The sequence below is a fragment of the Colwellia sp. BRX8-9 genome, assembly GCF_014077245.1.
Lineage (GTDB): Bacteria > Pseudomonadota > Gammaproteobacteria > Enterobacterales > Alteromonadaceae > Colwellia_A.
Window position 1 is genome coordinate 70066 of sequence record NZ_JACGVN010000013.1, and the last position, 16946, is coordinate 87011.

Consider the following 16946-nt stretch of genomic DNA (forward strand, 5'->3'; position numbering starts at 1 on the left):
AATCGCCTTTACTGAATGCTGTAAGGGTAAAAGCTATTCCTCTAACCTTCCTACCGACAACATAAAATGATGTGATGCGTAAACATGAAGGTGTTATCAATGAATAACCTTGTGGAAGGTATTTATCTAGGATTAATCCTAGATAAATACTTTGTTTAATAACCCTAGTAAAAGATAAAATCAACATAACGACAAGCACAACTCATCCTTATTAAATGATAGGTCAGGCAGCTCAACTTTGTAAAAACAGCCATTGTTACCATTTATTACTTGGTATTAGAGGATAATGCTATTAAATTTGAACTATGTTAATTATTTGTAATCAATATTAGTTCAATATCTTTGTGTTCACTTAGGTGGGGATAAAGGCTAGCAATAAATCAGACACCAAAGGATTATTATGTCAAAGATAGCAACAATAACGATGGTTTTATTATTAACGACTTTAGCTTCTCCTCTACTTCTAGCAAAAGCTAATAAATTAAATTTTAATAAATCTCAGCAAAGCTCGCAGCACAAAATAACAGGGAAGTTGCTGTATCTAAATGAGAAAGATGGTGATGTTGATCTACTTATTCATGATGATAACCGCTTTAGTTATTATCCCCGTATCAGTGAGAGTGGATTAGTTGAACAAGCACAGATTATTGATATTCCAGAAAACGCACAGTTCTTTAATCAAGCAACATTGGCGAAGCAAGTAGGCGAAGTGATTGTTTACTTAACAACTAATGCGGTGATGTCTTACAATCTAGAAGATAAAACCATCAGTAAATTGATAGACGTTGATACCTTATACAAATACCAAGGAACTTTTGACGTAAACTTTGGTGATTTTGTCCACGATTTTAATCAGGATGGCCTAAGCGATTTTATTACTCATAGTTTAGATACAACTCATATATATTTGCAAAACGCTACGGGAGCATTTACTCAGCAATCCTTTGCTATATCACCTCGTATTGAAAAGTCAGGGCGTGGTCTGTCATTTACCCCACAAAATTTTTACCATGCTGACTTTAATCACGATGACAAAAAAGATATCGCCTTCCAAATTGATGATCAATTGATGGTCTTTGCTCAAACACCTGCTCAGTTATTTGATCATAATCCCATGGTTATTAACTTAAATGCACATTTAGAAAATAAGAATTCTAAGATAAAAAAACAGCAAGGTGAAAAAAGTGCTTCTGTAAAGCTTGAAACCATTGAAGATATAAATGGTGATGGGCTCGTTGATATTGTCACCAAAGAGTCAGTACGAGAAGGCATGATGTCTAGAACTAATCACCTGATGATACGTTATGGGTTCATAGAAAATGGTCTGATGCAGTACAAAAAGGAAGCTGATGGTCATGCGACTTTTGATGGTGAAGGTATGATAAAGTTTAAAGATGTTGATGGTGATGGCTTGAAAGATTATTACACCTTAAGTGTTGAAATGGGCATAGGTACTATGATGTCGGCAATGTCTGGTGCTATAGATATGGATTTACGCTTCTATAAGTTGGAAAAAAACGGTAAGTATGTAAAAAAGCCTGTTTATGAAAATGAAGTTGAAATAGCAATTAATTCTGGCAGTGACGGTGAGGCACTAACCGATGTTAGCGACTTTAATGGTGATGGCATTAATGACTTGATCCTTAAAACTGATGATAAAGAATTTACCATCTACTCGGGGGCTAAAGGCAAACGTTTATTTGCTAAACGTGGCGCTGATTATGAAATTTCCTTACCTAAAAGTGTCCGCACTGAAATTAAAGATTTTAATAATGATGGTAAAGCAGACATCCTCTTTTTATATGGCACCCACTATGATGAAGATGAAGAGAAAGAAGTGGGCGAAAATAAACTGACATTATGGTTATCAGCGAGTTAATTAACACTAAAGTTCGCTATACTATCACGGGTGAATGCCGATGTTCTTTGCTGCAAGCAAATCAAAAGCCTTCCCTCTTTTTTAGCAATGTCATGGTGCTATGAATAACATCATGACAATTTTTAAGGTCACATTATGCGCTTTTTATCCCGTAGATTGGTTCTTCCTAATGATTTAAACTATGCAAACTCACTTTTTGGTGGCCGCGCATTAGCCTGGATTGATGAAGAGGCTGCTATTTTTGCTATTTGTCAATTAGAGACTAACTGTTTAGTGACTAAACATATTGGTGCGATAAATTTTGAATCACCAGCCGTGCAGGGTGATGTAGTTGAGTTTGGATTATCAACCAAAAGTGTGGGGAAAACGTCAATAACAATCACTTGTTTAATGCGTAATAAAATTACTAAAAAGACCATCTGTTTAGCTGATGATATTGTCTTTGTACAAGTCGACCCTGAAACTAAAGCACCTATCCCACATGGAAAAACCTTACTAGCTTTACAAGCTCAAGAAGCCGAATAAATCACGCCAGTTTAGATTCTCATCAAAAATATCCCTGTCATAAAAAATCAACATTTCCTGTTGATTTTTTTAGTTTTTTTATTGATTTTACTCCGCTAAAGAATCATTTTGAAATATTTATTTACATATGTAGATTATTTTATCTAGATATTTTTCTTGTGTGTTAGTGTGTTGGTGGTGTATAACACATGTATTGTTTTTATTTAAACATAAATAACAGAACTTAAGCATAACTACCGTTAGGAAATATTATGACACCTCAGTGGGATAATGAAAAACCGATATACCTACAGTTATACCAGCAAGTTGTTGCTCGTATTCTCGATGGTTATATCAAAGAAGGCGAAGCATTGCCATCAGTCCGAAAAGTGGCTGCAGAATATCAAGTGAATCCAATTACTATTTCTAAGGCGTATCAAATGTTACAGGATGAACAAGTTGTAGAAAAACAGCGTGGAAAAGGTTTATTTGTTAAATCAGGAGCGCAAGAGCTAATGCTTGATCGAGAGCGCGAAACTTTCTTGGTTCAGCAATGGCCAGAAATATTAAAACAAATAACGCGATTAAAACTTTCTGCTGAGCAGTTGCTAACAGGAGATAAGTTATGAATGAATTGATTTCTATAACAGGCTTAAACAAATCTTACGGTAAGAAACATGTTGTGTCTGATGTGAGCTTAAGTATTCATAAAGGACAAATTGTTGGTTTAGTTGGTCCTAATGGTGCGGGTAAAACCACATGTCTTCAATCGATGCTAGGTTTAATTGATTTTGAAGGTGACATTAATGTTCTTGGCCATCATCCAAGAAAAGACCGTGAAAAGATGCTTAACGATGTCGCCTATATTTCAGATGTCGCTATATTGCCCAAATGGTTAAAAGTTACTCAAGCATTAAGCTACATGAATGATGTTCATCCTAATTTCGATATTGAAAAGGCACGTACATTTCTGGCAAAAACTAATATCGATATGAATGATAAAGTGAAGGCTTTGTCTAAAGGAATGGTTACTCAGTTACATTTATCTTTAGTGTTAGCTATAGACGCTAAAGTGCTTGTTTTAGATGAACCAACGTTGGGGTTAGATATTTTAACCCGTAGACAGTTTTATACGCACTTATTAGAGGACTTTTATACGGAAGATAAATGTATTCTTATAACTACGCATCAGATTGAAGAAATTGAGCATATTTTAACAGATGTTGCCTTTATTCAAGAAGGTAAAATTGTTATAGCTGAAAGCACTGAAAATATTCGTGAACGTTTTACATTGTTAACCGTAACTCAGGACAATATCGAGCAAGCAAAGCAATTTAAACCGCTCTTTTCAAATAGTTTAATGGGGTTAACGACCATGCTTTTTGACAATCAAAAAAATGAGGACTTACAAGCGTTGGGTAAAATAAGTGTACCGAGTTTAGCTGACATTTTTGTTGGCGTGATGACCAAGGAGATATGTTCATGAACACGAAAGTATTAACAACCTCAATTAAAAAAGAATTATGGGAATTTAGCAATATTCTAAAATGGGTGCCCATGGTTATCGCTGCTTTGGTCATCGTGATGCCTCTCGCTATTTTTATGCAAAGTAATGAAAGTTTTAGTGACTTATTTCAGTTTTTAACGACATTCCCTGAACAGTTTTTTTCTGCTGAGCATGCGCCGATGATTCCTAAGTTATTCTTTGTAATGGCTCTTTCTTTATTTGCACCCTTTTTAGTGGTGGCGTTAATCATTCAGCTTTATTACTTTACTGTCTGTCTATTTGATGAACGCAGAGATTTATCTATTATGTTTTGGCGCTCGTTACCTGTTTCTGATGTCACAGCAATTATTGCCAAATTAATTACCGGAGCCTTGGCAATTCCAGCTATATTTTTAGGCGCCGCAACCGCTACTTTGTGCTTGATTCTTTTGTTAGCGTTTTTAGTTTGCATTATATTGTCGGTTGGTTACGATGCTAGCTTATGGGCATTGTGGGTTGATGCTGATATTTTAAGTGGAGTATCACTTATTTGGTTACACCTTATTCCTCTTGCTATTTGGATGTTACCTTTGTTTGCATGGTTAATGTTAGCGTCTATGTATGCGAAGAAAGCCCCATTTTTATGGGCAATATTACCTGTCGCCGTTGTTTTATTAGTGGAAGGTTTTGTCGTGCACTACTTCCATTTATCGCAATTCTATATAGGTGGCTTATTACTAGAGTATTTCTCACTTTCATCACAATTTGTTGAATCTGTGCAAGGGCAAGAAAATTTTGCCAGAACGGTACCATTGCAAGCACTTATTACTAAATTAAATATAGGAAGTGTATTAGTGGGTATTTCATTACTTTATGGCACATATTGGTTAAGAAAGAATAAAGCTGAGGTGTAACTCAATTACAGAACATTAATCTTTATTATTTAAATCTGCATCACCAACATATTCAATATATTGGTGATGCAGTTTTTTTATGGTTTAAATTAATTAACCAGAATAAAGATGAGTTATTATTTGTTGTTAAATATACTTGAGGCAGTTCTATTCTAAATGTAGCAGAATAAATTATTAATGTGTGAACAGGTAAGGAGTCGGTTATTCTTGCTGAAAACTAGATACGCTATAGTTGATACTATAGCGTGATAAAGATAAATTAAGCGGTAACTATTTTTGCAAAAAAACCTTCAACTTGTAGCTTTAAGCGATTTTTAACCTGCTTATTGAGCCCTAGTGTAAAAAGTATACTTGAAAGCGTGATAACAATAATCACTGTTTTATATAACTTTATACCCGTAAATAAAATTAAAACCATTAATAACAGTGTATAGGTTAACCCCATTACGGCAAGACATAAGCACAAACCTTGCACTTCTTTATTTTGAAATATCTTCATGCTTTATTTCTCTTCTTTGTTCAATATGAATTAGCTTAGCAAAGTTATCTTATTCACTCTATAGCCAAATTAATTACAAATGTTACATGAGGTTTCGAAAGTTAATTTAAAAAAATGTCACGAAATAAAAAGTGATGGTGTCTTGGTAATGAAATAGGAAGTTTCTGTCTTCCTATCGATTACAACAAGGAAAAATGATGAATATAGTACATATAATATTAACCGTACTCGTGATTTCGATAAGCCTGAATACCAAAGCTGAAAGTTGCATTAGTGTTGAGGTGCACGGTGAAGGACAACCGATAATTTTAATTCCAGGACTAATGAGTAACGGCGAGGTTTGGCAGAAAAGTGAAGAATATCTAGCAAAAAATTATCAGGTGCATACGGTGAGTATTGCAGGATTTGCAACGACAGCCCCATGCCCTAGTGCAGATAATATTATACCCGCGGTAAAATCTGAATTATTGAGCTACATACAAAAACATCAATTACAAAAATCAGTATTAATAGGGCATAGCTTAGGGGCTTTTTTATCTTATAGTTTAGCGATAAAAAATGAGGCACTATTTTCTGCCATTATTGCGGTGGACGGCTTACCTTATATTGCGCCAATATTTACAAAAACACCTGCGACTATACCAAAAGATATGCAACGACAAGCTGACTACATTCGAAGTATGTATCAACAAGCAACGGCTCAGCAAATGGCTGATATGACTAAACAAACCATTGCTATTCAAGCCACATCAATAGAAAATCAGCAAGCGGTTATTGCTATGGCAAAAGTGTCTGATCAAAAAACAGTGGCTTCAGCTTTGCATTTTTTATTACTCAATGATTTACGAGAGCCATTAAAGCAAGTGAAAACGCCCTTACTGCTTATTGCTGCGCAAGGTGCATTTACCGATGAAGAATCTCGACGATTTGCTACCGTGTTATATCAACAACAAATAGAAAATGTGCCTAATGCCCATTTAATTACCAACATTGATGCTCGACATTTTATTATGTGGGATGATAATAAATGGTTAATGGCACAAACAGATATATTCTTACAGGGGGTGTTATAAAATGCTATTTACTGATGAGCAACAATTACTTCCTGATATCGCACTAGCAAAATCGGGGGATCAACTCGCCTTTACCCGTTTAATTGAACAACTAACAAATACCGTAGGCGCTATTGCTTTAGCTATTACCAAAGATCTCGATAGCAGTGAAGATGTGAGCCAAAAAGTTTTCATTAAAGTATGGCGAGAAATCAACCAACTTAAAGAGAATATAAGCTTTTTACCTTGGGTTCGACAAATCACCCGTTACACCGCGTTAAATCATATAAGAGACGAAAAGGTTAACCGTAACGTAAAAGGTGATGAAACCGATATTTTACTTGCCACACTTGTTGACCCAAGTCATTCGGGCGATGCAAGTTTACTGCGCGAAGAACAAAATACTTTAATTCAAACGCTATTAGCAGAGCTACCCGACGAGAGTCGAGAAATTGTTTTGTTATATTACAGAGAGCAGCAAAGTAGCCAGTGTGTAGCTCTGCTATTAGGTTTAAACGAAGCGACGGTTAGAAAACGTTTAAGCCGCGTACGAGCATTAATAAAAGAACAAGTCTTAGCACGTTATGGCAAAGTTATTTTATCAACGAGCCCGTTAGGTTTAACGGCGTTAGTTTTATCAGGACTTTCAGTGAGTTCACCTGTTGCTGCAGCTGTTGTCACGAAAAGTATTGTGAGTAGTCAAAGCCATTGGTTAGTAAAAGTACTATTGGCTTTAGGAGGCGCAATGATAGGCGCTTTACTCGGTATGGTGGCAAGTTATATTGGTATGTCCAAAGTCATTGAAAAGATGGTAGATGAAAAACAAAAAGCTCAGCTTAAGGTGTTACGTAATAAAACAGCTTTTCAATTGTTCCTCAGTGGTATTTTTTTCACGTTAAGTTATGAATTCACAGAAGGTTGGGGTATGCCTTGTTTATGTTTTATAACATTATTTTATTTTATTTATCGTTCAACTCAACAAGTGAACACACTCGTGGGGCTTTCGATTGCTACAACAGAATTAAGTGACACTGATTTGATTAAGCAATCAAAAAAAGATAAGTTATGGTGCCAGTTCGGCTTGATAATGGGCTTCTTGGGGGGTGGTTCAGGTTTACTTGTTGGTTTATACAATAGCGGCCGTTTTGCGACTTTTTGGTAATAAAAAATATAGATTTAAATAGGAACACTATGCAATTAAATGAGTTACTTGAAAAGGTAAATGCTACCCCAGAACTGATTGAATTTAATGAAGTGATGGCGGTTATTTCTGCTAATTACCATTATCAGCCATGTGCATTTGAAAATGGTGAATTAACTAATCTGTCAGGCACGAATGAAGGTTCATGTAAAATTTTTGCTTTTGCACAATTACAGGGGCTATCTAAAGAAGCAACATTGGCGTGTTTTGGTCATTATTACCGCGAGGATGTTATGTTGAATTCTGCGGGGACAGATCACGGAAATATTAGAAACTTCATTAAGCAGGGCTGGCAAGGTATTAATTTTTTTGGTGTTGCGCTTTCGTAATTATGCCTCTTCTATTAGGTATTGTTCGTAACCTTTTACGCCAAAATATCGAACAGATTTTTTTAGTTTGATCATTTTGGCGATAAGTGACTCACCAAAATAAACTTTCACGACTTGTTTTTCGCCATTAGTGTCGCTTTGGTATTGATGGAGCGGATTGTTTCTTAAATTATCAAACGCTGTTTTCATAATTAATTTCAATGGCTTAATTTTCTTCTTTTAACGTGCTGGTATATTTACTGACTATAGCACTTATTTTTCCATTATTTATTAAGCTATTAATAGCTTGGTTTATGATCGGCACGATATGCGCTTTAGATTTATGTATACGTAACGGGCGTAGGGAATGTTCATGAACTTGACCTATGACAACGGTTAACTGATGACTTCTACTCAGGTAGTTAACTATGGTTCTATCGACAATGCCGACTGGTAACCTATTGCCTTCAATAAGTTTTAATAATTTCAGTTCACTTTCAACATCATAACGGGTGAAAACGGTATCAAAAGCGTAGCCAAATCCGTTGATCGTTGCAATGGTTTCATCTGCTAACGGACCTATATTTCTTAATTTTCCTTGCGGAAATACATAAACGTCTTCAGTTTTAAATAGCGGTTGGCTATAGATAGAAATGGCCGTTTCGTTTGCTCGCCACGCGCCAATAGGACAACATTCGATATCGACTTTACCGTCGGTAAAGCTAGAACGTACTCGTGCAGAAGAGAGATAAACAAACTCTAATTGATAAGGGGTTAGTTTAAATATCTCTTGAAACACTTCGACATAAATACCGCGATGCTCTTGTTCACCAAATGAATAAGGAGGCTTTCCATCGAAGGAAAGTGCCACCCTTATCGTTTCTGCTTGAGCGCTTAAGCTGATAAACAATAAAATACAAATCCACTTCATGCTATAAAAGACTCGTTGTTTCGGTTTTCTTCTCTCTCAATTATAACAAAAATAATAGCTTGTGCTTAAATTATTACTTCTGATGAATTAATCGCTCGAGCTCTTGTTTGGACAAGTAGTTTTCCATGGTTGAACGCAGTAATTTGTATAATAAAATAGAGCCATCAATTTCTTCTTTACGGTTGGTTAAACTCTCAATATTTAACCCTAATGGTAAATCGTAGGGTAAAACAGCATCGAGTATTTGTTGTAAAGTATTTAAACAGATGCGAATAGATTCATATAGTGGTTTTTCCGCATTAAGAATACGTAGACTAGTCGCTTCAGGAACACTAACACCTAACCATTCAATAAATTCGAGTGTTTTTTTACTGCCACAAGGTGAAAATGTTAAAATTATCCGCTGAGGCTTTAATCCTTGCTGCTGACATTCAATCGCATAGCGCGTCAACATATCTATAGTGGCTTGTGGATTATAGATAGCTTGAGAAATAAAGAAATTGCAGCCCTGTTGATGTTTTTCTATCAACCGAGTATGTTCATTACCTTTATTTGCATGACGTTCTGCAATGGTGATCCCACCGATAAAGAAATCATTTTTATTATCAACTAAGGTTTTATAAGCACTGGCAAGTGGCAATGAAATCGTGTTTTTTTGCGAAGGGCTACCAACAAGAACAACGTCACGAATGCCATATGTGTGCCAAGCTTCATTTGCCCATTGATCAAAATCATCGTTATTTGACTGAATAACACTTTTATAAGTGATCACGGGTCGTTGAGATTGATTCTGCAGTAATGATGAATAATAACGGGGATCTAATGTTGATTTAAAAGGAAAAGGACGCGGTACATTGGTACGCGAATTTTCGTCTTGTATATCATAAACAATCAAACCATCAAAATCGATATCACTGACACGTTCAAGCAGCTTATTAGCAATAATTTCAATTTGCTCTGCGGGTGTATCACTTTTAGGAGGTGTTGTGCCAATAAAATAGACGCCGCGTGTATTATCGTTATAGCGAGCTCTTAATTCTGATCCTATGTTCACTTTATTCTATACCGTAAATTTGATAAAACTGATGTCATGATAATACCTTTTTAGCCACTAAAAATCTTTGTGATATTTATATTTTATTGTTAATAAAAAATAAAAATGGCATTAATCATTTTTATTTTAGTTATTTCTTATCAAAGTTATCATTAATAATTTACAAATAGTTTACAAAAAGAGTTGACGTAATACTTCGTAATGATAGGTTAGCTCTATATTTAATTAGCTGTACAGTGTTGGCAATAGAACTCAACAAGTTATTGCTGTATATAAAAAAACTAAAAAAACTAAAAAGAGAAGATTATGAAATTGTCTGCAAACCCTTTTCAAGCTTGCTTGGATACTATACTTTCACCCCTTGTTGCTTTTGATACGGTTAAAGAAAAAAAAGGCTGGTCATGGTTACCTTTTATTCTGCTGACTAGTTCTACTTTTGTGTTATTTATCTATTACTTTAGTGTTGTTGATTTTACTTGGTTAAAAGAGCAAATGATTAACCAAATTGCGGCGTCAAAACCGATGACCGATGATGAGCTTAAAGCCGTAGCAAGTTTTTATCAAAAGGATACCATGATTTGGACAACCGCTATTGGTGGCTCTTTAGGTTTTGTGGTTATTAACATGCTGACAGCCGTCTATTACCACATAGTGACGAAAGTCAGCGCGGCAAGTGAGTATAAATTTACTCAATGGTTTGCGTTTACTTGGTGGGCAAGTTTTCCTGCTATTATTTCTGTCGTGCTAAGTGCACTTGTTATTGTATTTGCTGGCGATGGTAGGGTGTCAATGCAAGATTTGCAGCCAACAAGTTTTAATAGCTTATTATTTTCTGTTGAGGCAAACAATGCTTGGTTTGGCCTGCTTGAAGCGATTAACTTATTTTCATTTTGGCTGATTGCAGTGACCACTATCGGTCTGCGCTCTTGGTTGAATATTAACACTCAAAAAGCATTTTTTATTGCTGCTGCTCCGCAAATACTTATCTTTATTTCTTGGGCTTTATACATAATGTTTATCGCTTAAAAAGAGCACGATTTTATGAAAAAAATACTGATTATTATTGTGGTTATTATTGGGCTAGTCAGTTTAGCTTACTTTAAAAAAACGGGTCAATCCCAGACGCTTGAAGTTAAGGTTCAGCAAGTGGCTGCTGAAAACATTAAACGTTCAATTTTGGCCTCAGGCACTTTAGTTTATAAAGAGCAGGTTCAGTTACGCTCTGAAGTTATTGGCCAAGTCAGTGAAATGTTAATAGAAGAAGGTGATGAGGTGACTAAGGGGCAAGTATTAATGCGCCTTGAACCTCGCACTTTCCGTGCTGATGTCGAGCAACAAGCGGCTTTTGTTCGTATTCAAAAGATTGCCATCGAGCATCAAAGCAAGAAAATTGAAAACTTAAAATCTCAATGGCAGCGCAAACATGACTTATATCAACGAAAAATTCTTGACCGTGACGCTTATGAACTTATCGACAATCAATACGCATTAGCAAAAATTGATTTACGTTCTCGTCAAGAATCTTTACTGCAAGCGCAAGCTACACTTGATAAAGCACAAGAGCGTTTAGATAAAACCGTTTTTCGTTCTCCTATAAAGGGTATTGCGACGTCAGTTGATATTAAACAAGGCGAAACAGCCATTAGTGGCAGCACAAATATTTCAGGATCAAATTTAATTACTTTAGCTGATCCCTCTTCTATTCTCATTGAAGTAGAGGTCGACGAAGCAGATATTGCAAATATTCTTGTTGGACAGCAAGCCGATATCTTTGCGGTCGCCTTTCCTGATAAAGCGCTTAAGGGGCAAGTTCAGAGCATTGCCACCACAGCTAAGCGCGCACAAGGACGACAAGGTTTAAGCTTCAAAGTTAAAATATTATTGTCTGACTCAAATACTATCGCCGTTCGACCTGGTATGAGTTGTCGCGCCGAAATATATACCCAGAGTAAAAGTAAAACGATAGCGGTACCCAGTGAGTCAGTCATTTTTGCTACACAGGGCAAGAACGTTCAAGTAGACGATGAAAGCGATAACGAAGCGCTTGCAGATAATGTTGACCACGTATTTGTGCTTATTGATGGTAAGGCTGTAAAGCAGAATGTTGAGCTAGGTATCTCAAATGATCGCTTACAAGAAATTACTTCAGGCCTAAAAGTAGGTGATAAAGTGATCATTGGACCCGCAAGAGCACTTGGTAAATTAAAAGATGCTCAGTCGGTGAAAGTGATCGATAAAGAGGCATAAATGATGTCTAACATTTCTCAAGAAAAAAAAGTGATAGCGCCAATTATTTCATTAAGAAATATCGCTCGCCTTTATAAAATGGGTAATCAAGCGTTTTATGCACTCAATAATTTTGATTTGGATATTCAATATAATGACTTTATTGCTATAACCGGACAGTCGGGGTCAGGTAAATCGACCTTGATGAATATTCTTGGCTGCTTAGATTATCCAACAAGTGGTGAATATAAACTTAAAGACAGAGATGTAGCTAAGCTTGATGAAACAACTCTGGCGGGTATTAGAAATTTAGAAATCGGCTTTATTTTTCAAAGTTTTAATTTATTACCCAGATCAAGTGCTTTACAAAATGTCATGCAACCATTGATATATCGAGGCATGCCAATCAAAGAACGCCGTATAAAGGCTAAGCTAGCCTTAACCCGGGTCGGTTTAAAGGACCGCATTGACCATTTACCGAATCAGTTGTCTGGTGGACAACGTCAGCGTGTCGCTATCGCTCGGGCATTAGTCACTGAACCTGCGATATTGTTAGCAGATGAACCTACCGGGAACTTAGATTCAGCAACCACAATGGAAATTATGGCACTGTTTGATGAGCTTCACCAAGATGGCCAAACCCTAATTATTGTAACCCATGAACAGGAAATAGCCGATCGTTGTCAGCGAGTTATACGCTTAACTGATGGCTGCTTAGTTGCTGATTCATTAAACCCAAATATTGAACAGCACTATAAAGAGCAGCAACTGATAAAGGAGAGTGCTAATGTCTAGTGTTTTCTTTAAAATTGTTGAGAGTACTCGTTCAGCGGCACATTCGGTGCGTGCTCACGGTTTTCGAAGTTTTTTAACAACCTTAGGTATTATTATTGGCGTTGCCTCAGTGATTGCTGTTGTCTCTGTCGTACAAGGATTAAGCAGCAGTATTACTTCGCAGTTCGACGATATGGGCACTAATGTTGTCAGTATTAATGCTTTTACGCCGCTAAAAGAACGTCTTCAAGGCAAAGTTGCCAAATTAACTTACCGTGACTTTTTAGAAATACAGTATAAAGTTTCAGGCATTAGCCATATCACTCCAACGGTTGCCGCAACAGGCCCAAATGGCGTAGTTCAGTATAAAGGGGAGTCAACGGCAACACGCGTTGTCGGTACAGGCTCTAGTTATCAATCTCTATATGGCATCTTTCCTGAAACGGGGCGCTTTTTTAATATAAATGATGATAAGTCTCGACGCCGCGTAGCCGTGTTAGGGGACTCGATTATAGACAAACTTGAAATCAAAGGTTCTGCTGTTGGTCAGTATATTATGATTGGCGGTGAGTGGTTTAAAGTGATTGGCGTGCTAGAAAAGCGTGGTAAACTTTTTGGCTTTGATCAAGATGACTTTATACTGTTGCCTTATACAACAACAAGAGCTTTGTTAGGTGGTGCTGAAGAACCCGATATCAGTATTTCGCTGCAAGTGGACGATGCAAATCAACTTGAAAGTATTAAGCAGCATATTCAAAATCTACTGCGTCGAAATCATAATATATCTAAAGAAACAGCGGATGATTTTAAAATTAGTACCGCAGAGCAAATGCTTGAAACCGTCAATAGTATTACCTCAAGTACGACTATGGTGCTCAGTGGTGTTGTTGGTATTTCATTATTGGTAGGCGGTATTGGTATTATGAATATTATGCTGGTTTCAGTGACTGAACGCACCCGCGAAATAGGTATTCAAAAAGCGCTTGGCGCAACGCGAGTTGACATACTGCTACAATTTCTAATTGAAGCGGTGTTCTTGTGTTTATTAGGAGGACTAATTGGCTTAGCTATTGGCTATGGTATTGGCGCATTAGTGAGTAATTTAATCGACTTACCCTCTGCAGAAGTTCCGTTGTGGGCGGTGATGCTGTCGTTTGGTTTTAGTGCAGGCGTTGGGCTGTTATTTGGTATTATACCTGCTGCGAAAGCCGCTAACCTAGACCCTATTGACGCACTACGCTATGAATAACTAACGCGAGTATTAATGGTAAGGACCACTTATCTTCGAGGTTAAGTAAAGTAAGCCAATATTTAATTGATTAAAAAAAGCCCAGTCATTGACTGGGCAAAAAATATAAGGGATAAACACAATCAATCAAAAAAGGTTAACTTTCGTTGCCTGATATTGATTTATTAACCGTAGAGACGGGACGTTTTTGCAGTAAACTTTTACCATTTATCGCAATTTTTCTTGGTTTTAACGCTTCAGGTATTTCTCTCTCTAAATCTATATGCAGCAAACCATGCTCCATAAAAGCACCGATGACTTTGACATGTTCACCGAGTTGAAATTTACGTTCGAAGTTACGCTCAGCAATACCTTGATGTACAAAGTTTCTTGGTGAACCATTATCGTTGACAGGTTTGGTACCGGTAACGATTAAGGTGTTCTCTTTTGATTCAATTTCAAGATCTTCATCGGCAAAGCCAGCAATAGCCATAGTAATACGATATTGGTCTTCGGCAAGTAATTCTACATTGTAAGGGGGGTAAGATGATTGCTTGTCTGTACGAGACGCTTTTTCAATTAAACCCGCTAAGTGTTCAAAGCCAATAAATGAACGGTAAAGTGGGCTGATATCTGTTTGTATACGCATAATTCATATCCTATTAGTTATACCCATAATTGAGATGTAAGGGTATTAGCAATATGGGATCTCTTTTGAATATTTCTGTGCTTACTATAACCAACATAAAGTCGCGATATAGCTAGGCTGAAATTATTATTCTCAGAGATTTAAGGTGCCTTTCAATATTGAACAGGCGGTTAATGTAGTCCCGTTTAGCTTGTGGCGACTACATTAATAAAGATGGGCGCGATGTTTTATTTTTCAAGTTTTAAATTTAAATTAAAATTGATTTTAATTTAAGTCTTTGAAATATTGTGATTTATTATTTGTCGTTATTCTCTTGAACCGTTTCCATATCCAGTGTTTCACTTGGGCTTAATGCTTTTATGGTCGAAAGGGCTAATTCATAATTAGGGTGCTTTGAAATATCAGCAACAATTTCCTTGTAAGCGATCATTCCTGATGAATCAATAATAAATATCGCTCGTGTTAATAAGCCCATATCTTTAATGAGTAAGCCGTAATTACTACCAAAGTTGCGCCACACTGAATCAGATAAGACCGTTATTTTATCGATACTTTCTGCTTCACAAAAACGTTTTTGCGCAAAAGGTAAATCATTGCTAATCGTTAACACAACAATGTCTTGGGGTAATTTAGCCATTTCTTCGTTGAAACGTTTTGTTTGTAAGGCACAGACGCCGGTGTCTAAACTTGGTACCACAGAGATAAGAATGTTTTTTCCTGAGAATGCTTCGAGAGTTACCGGCACAAAGCTGGCATTAACCACTTTAAAATTAGGGGCTTTTTGACCAACATCAACTTGTGTACCTAATAGCGTGATGAATTTGTTATTTGCCTTAACTAAGTCAGTTGTTTGTTGTAAATTATCTTCATCAAGTGGCTTTGCAGATGCCACAAAAATGCTCAGGCTATTTAAAGTTAAAATCAGTGAAAAAGTAAGAAATACGGTTGAAAATTTCATAATGTTAAGCGCGCTTAAAAATTTTGGATAAAGAGATGTTAACTTTGACGATAAAAAATAGCCATTATTTAGTGCTTTATTTCAAATATTATCTATTGTTATTTATAGATAAACAGTAAAATGTTGAAAAATCATCACCACAACTATTATCTGAAAATAGGAATAACGAAAATATGTCAATACCCTTGTTAATTTGTGATGACTCAAATATGGCGCGTAAGCAGGTAGCACGTTCTTTACCTGATGATTGGGATGTCGAGATAAGCTTTGCTACCAACGGCGAAGAAGGCATTCAAGCAATAAAAGCTGGTAAAGGTGATGTACTTTTACTTGATTTAAATATGCCAGTGATGGACGGTTACCAAGTCCTTGAAACTATTATTAAAGAAGACTTAAATACTATGGTGATTGTAATTTCTGGCGATATACAGCCAGAAGCACACCAACGTGTTACGAGCTTAGGTGCTCTAGACTTTATTCAAAAGCCAGTCAATAAAACCAAACTAACAGAAATATTATTGGCTTACGGTATTTTTACCCAAGACAGCGAAGAAGAAAAGCCTTTACCCGTTGAAATCGAAAAACCGCCGGTGATAGCCCCAGCTCCTAAACATAGCGAGTTGGCACCACTGACACAAGCGGCAGAGACAGTTAGTATTGAAAGAGAACAATCAGATGAAGCGTTTTTCTTAGACCCTGAACTACGAGACTGTTACCAAGAAATAGCCAACGTCGCTATGGGACAAGCAGGAGATTTATTAGCGCGTTTACTTGATGTTTTTGTTGTTCTCCCCATTCCTAATGTCAATTTAATTGAAGTTAGTGAACTGAGCATGGCGCTCTCTGATGTAGAAGAACAAGAAAGTACTTCGGGAATTTGCCAAGGATTTATTGGCGCAGGTATTTCTGGTGAAGCACTACTTATTTTAAATGACTCAAGTTTTAAAGATGTTGCTTCATTAATGAATTATAAGTATGAAGTTGATGAAAGTACTGAGCTTGAATTATTAATGGATCTAGCCAATGTACTTATTGGTGCTTGTTTAAATGGTGTTTCTGCCCAATTAGATATGCCTTTTAGCCAAGGCCACCCCGTTGTTTTAGGACAACATAAAAAAATATCTGAGTTGATAGCGACCAACTCTAAAAAATGGAAGCGTACCTTAGCTATCGAAATTAGTTATAGCATTGAAGACTATTCAATCAAATGTGATTTACTCTTACTCTTTACCGAAGAGTCTATGCGTACACTCAATAATAAAATCTCTTACTTACTGGATTAA

General features: G+C 36.5%; 19 protein-coding genes. 13 read left to right on the forward strand and 6 right to left on the reverse strand.

The window, feature by feature from the left end:
• Positions 1 to 400: 400 nt before the first annotated feature.
• From H4J70_RS12365 to H4J70_RS12385, 5 genes are all read left to right on the forward strand, one after another.
• Positions 401 to 1879 (forward strand): VCBS repeat-containing protein, encoded by a 1479-nt coding sequence (locus H4J70_RS12365; protein ID WP_182230466.1) that lies wholly within the window; start codon positions 401 to 403, stop codon positions 1877 to 1879.
• Positions 1880 to 2014: 135 nt separating this feature from the next.
• Positions 2015 to 2404 carry an acyl-CoA thioesterase gene (locus H4J70_RS12370; protein WP_070376128.1) on the forward strand — a complete coding sequence of 130 codons (390 nt, stop codon included), beginning with the start codon at positions 2015 to 2017 and terminating at the stop codon, positions 2402 to 2404.
• A gap of 251 nt (positions 2405 to 2655) precedes the next feature.
• Positions 2656 to 3012 carry a GntR family transcriptional regulator gene (locus tag H4J70_RS12375; RefSeq protein ID WP_182218583.1) on the forward strand — a complete coding sequence of 119 codons (357 nt, stop codon included), beginning with the start codon at positions 2656 to 2658 and terminating at the stop codon, positions 3010 to 3012.
• Positions 3009 to 3869 (forward strand): ABC transporter ATP-binding protein, encoded by an 861-nt coding sequence (locus tag H4J70_RS12380; RefSeq protein ID WP_182218584.1) that lies wholly within the window; start codon positions 3009 to 3011, stop codon positions 3867 to 3869. Before H4J70_RS12375 ends, H4J70_RS12380 begins: the two co-directional genes overlap by 4 nt.
• Positions 3866 to 4783, forward strand: a complete 918-nt coding sequence (locus tag H4J70_RS12385; RefSeq protein ID WP_182222104.1) for an ABC transporter permease — start codon at positions 3866 to 3868, stop codon at positions 4781 to 4783. Before H4J70_RS12380 ends, H4J70_RS12385 begins: the two co-directional genes overlap by 4 nt.
• A gap of 259 nt (positions 4784 to 5042) precedes the next feature.
• On the opposite strand, the gene H4J70_RS12390 is transcribed toward H4J70_RS12385, so the two are convergent.
• A complete protein-coding gene (locus tag H4J70_RS12390) occupies positions 5043 to 5282 on the reverse strand; it encodes a hypothetical protein (protein ID WP_182222105.1) in 240 nt (79 codons plus the stop codon).
• Between the two features lie 197 nt (positions 5283 to 5479).
• Between H4J70_RS12390 and H4J70_RS12395 the strand changes: the two genes are divergently transcribed.
• The 3 genes from H4J70_RS12395 to H4J70_RS12405 are packed head-to-tail and all read left to right on the forward strand — an operon-like array spanning position 5480 to position 7864.
• Positions 5480 to 6355: an alpha/beta fold hydrolase gene (locus H4J70_RS12395; RefSeq protein WP_182230467.1), complete on the forward strand. Its 876-nt coding sequence runs from the start codon at positions 5480 to 5482 to the stop codon at positions 6353 to 6355.
• A gap of 1 nt (position 6356) precedes the next feature.
• Complete coding sequence (locus tag H4J70_RS12400; protein ID WP_182222108.1) at positions 6357 to 7496, forward strand: RNA polymerase sigma factor; 1140 nt, start codon at positions 6357 to 6359, stop codon at positions 7494 to 7496.
• A gap of 29 nt (positions 7497 to 7525) precedes the next feature.
• Positions 7526 to 7864, forward strand: coding sequence for a HopJ type III effector protein (locus tag H4J70_RS12405; protein WP_182222109.1), 339 nt, complete (start codon positions 7526 to 7528; stop codon positions 7862 to 7864).
• Here H4J70_RS12405 and H4J70_RS12410 read toward each other — a convergent pair whose 3' ends face one another.
• From H4J70_RS12410 to H4J70_RS12420, 3 genes are all read right to left on the reverse strand, one after another.
• The gene (locus H4J70_RS12410) at positions 7865 to 8053 is read right to left on the reverse strand and encodes a hypothetical protein (RefSeq protein WP_259366450.1); all 189 of its coding nucleotides are present in this window, start codon (positions 8051 to 8053) and stop codon (positions 7865 to 7867) included. It lies immediately after the preceding gene.
• Between the two features lie 16 nt (positions 8054 to 8069).
• Entirely contained in the window at positions 8070 to 8774 is a 705-nt protein-coding gene (locus H4J70_RS12415; protein WP_182218589.1) for an ABC transporter substrate-binding protein, read from the reverse strand.
• A gap of 73 nt (positions 8775 to 8847) precedes the next feature.
• The gene (locus H4J70_RS12420; RefSeq protein ID WP_404842436.1) at positions 8848 to 9822 is read right to left on the reverse strand and encodes a methylenetetrahydrofolate reductase; all 975 of its coding nucleotides are present in this window, start codon (positions 9820 to 9822) and stop codon (positions 8848 to 8850) included.
• A gap of 312 nt (positions 9823 to 10134) precedes the next feature.
• Here H4J70_RS12420 and H4J70_RS12425 point away from each other — a divergent pair, with 312 nt between their 5' ends.
• From H4J70_RS12425 to H4J70_RS12440, 4 genes are read left to right on the forward strand one after another with little or no spacing between them, the layout of a single operon-like run.
• Entirely contained in the window at positions 10135 to 10854 is a 720-nt protein-coding gene (locus H4J70_RS12425) for a YIP1 family protein (RefSeq protein ID WP_182215500.1), read from the forward strand.
• 15 nt (positions 10855 to 10869) lie between these two features.
• On the forward strand, positions 10870 to 12075 hold the full coding sequence (locus H4J70_RS12430) for an efflux RND transporter periplasmic adaptor subunit (RefSeq protein WP_182215497.1): 1206 nt from the start codon (positions 10870 to 10872) through the stop codon (positions 12073 to 12075).
• A 33-nt stretch (positions 12076 to 12108) separates the two neighbouring features.
• Positions 12109 to 12849: an ABC transporter ATP-binding protein gene (locus H4J70_RS12435; RefSeq protein WP_310733593.1), complete on the forward strand. Its 741-nt coding sequence runs from the start codon at positions 12109 to 12111 to the stop codon at positions 12847 to 12849.
• A complete protein-coding gene (locus H4J70_RS12440) occupies positions 12842 to 14077 on the forward strand; it encodes an ABC transporter permease (protein ID WP_182230468.1) in 1236 nt (411 codons plus the stop codon). Before H4J70_RS12435 ends, H4J70_RS12440 begins: the two co-directional genes overlap by 8 nt.
• Before the next feature lie 136 nt (positions 14078 to 14213).
• On the opposite strand, the gene H4J70_RS12445 is transcribed toward H4J70_RS12440, so the two are convergent.
• Both H4J70_RS12445 and tpx read right to left on the reverse strand, forming a co-directional pair.
• Positions 14214 to 14705 carry an Hsp20 family protein gene (locus H4J70_RS12445; protein WP_182230469.1) on the reverse strand — a complete coding sequence of 164 codons (492 nt, stop codon included), beginning with the start codon at positions 14703 to 14705 and terminating at the stop codon, positions 14214 to 14216.
• Between the two features lie 295 nt (positions 14706 to 15000).
• Positions 15001 to 15663, reverse strand: coding sequence for a thiol peroxidase (tpx, locus tag H4J70_RS12450; RefSeq protein WP_182230470.1), 663 nt, complete (start codon positions 15661 to 15663; stop codon positions 15001 to 15003).
• A gap of 173 nt (positions 15664 to 15836) precedes the next feature.
• Here tpx and H4J70_RS12455 point away from each other — a divergent pair, with 173 nt between their 5' ends.
• Entirely contained in the window at positions 15837 to 16946 is a 1110-nt protein-coding gene (locus tag H4J70_RS12455) for a response regulator (RefSeq protein WP_182215489.1), read from the forward strand.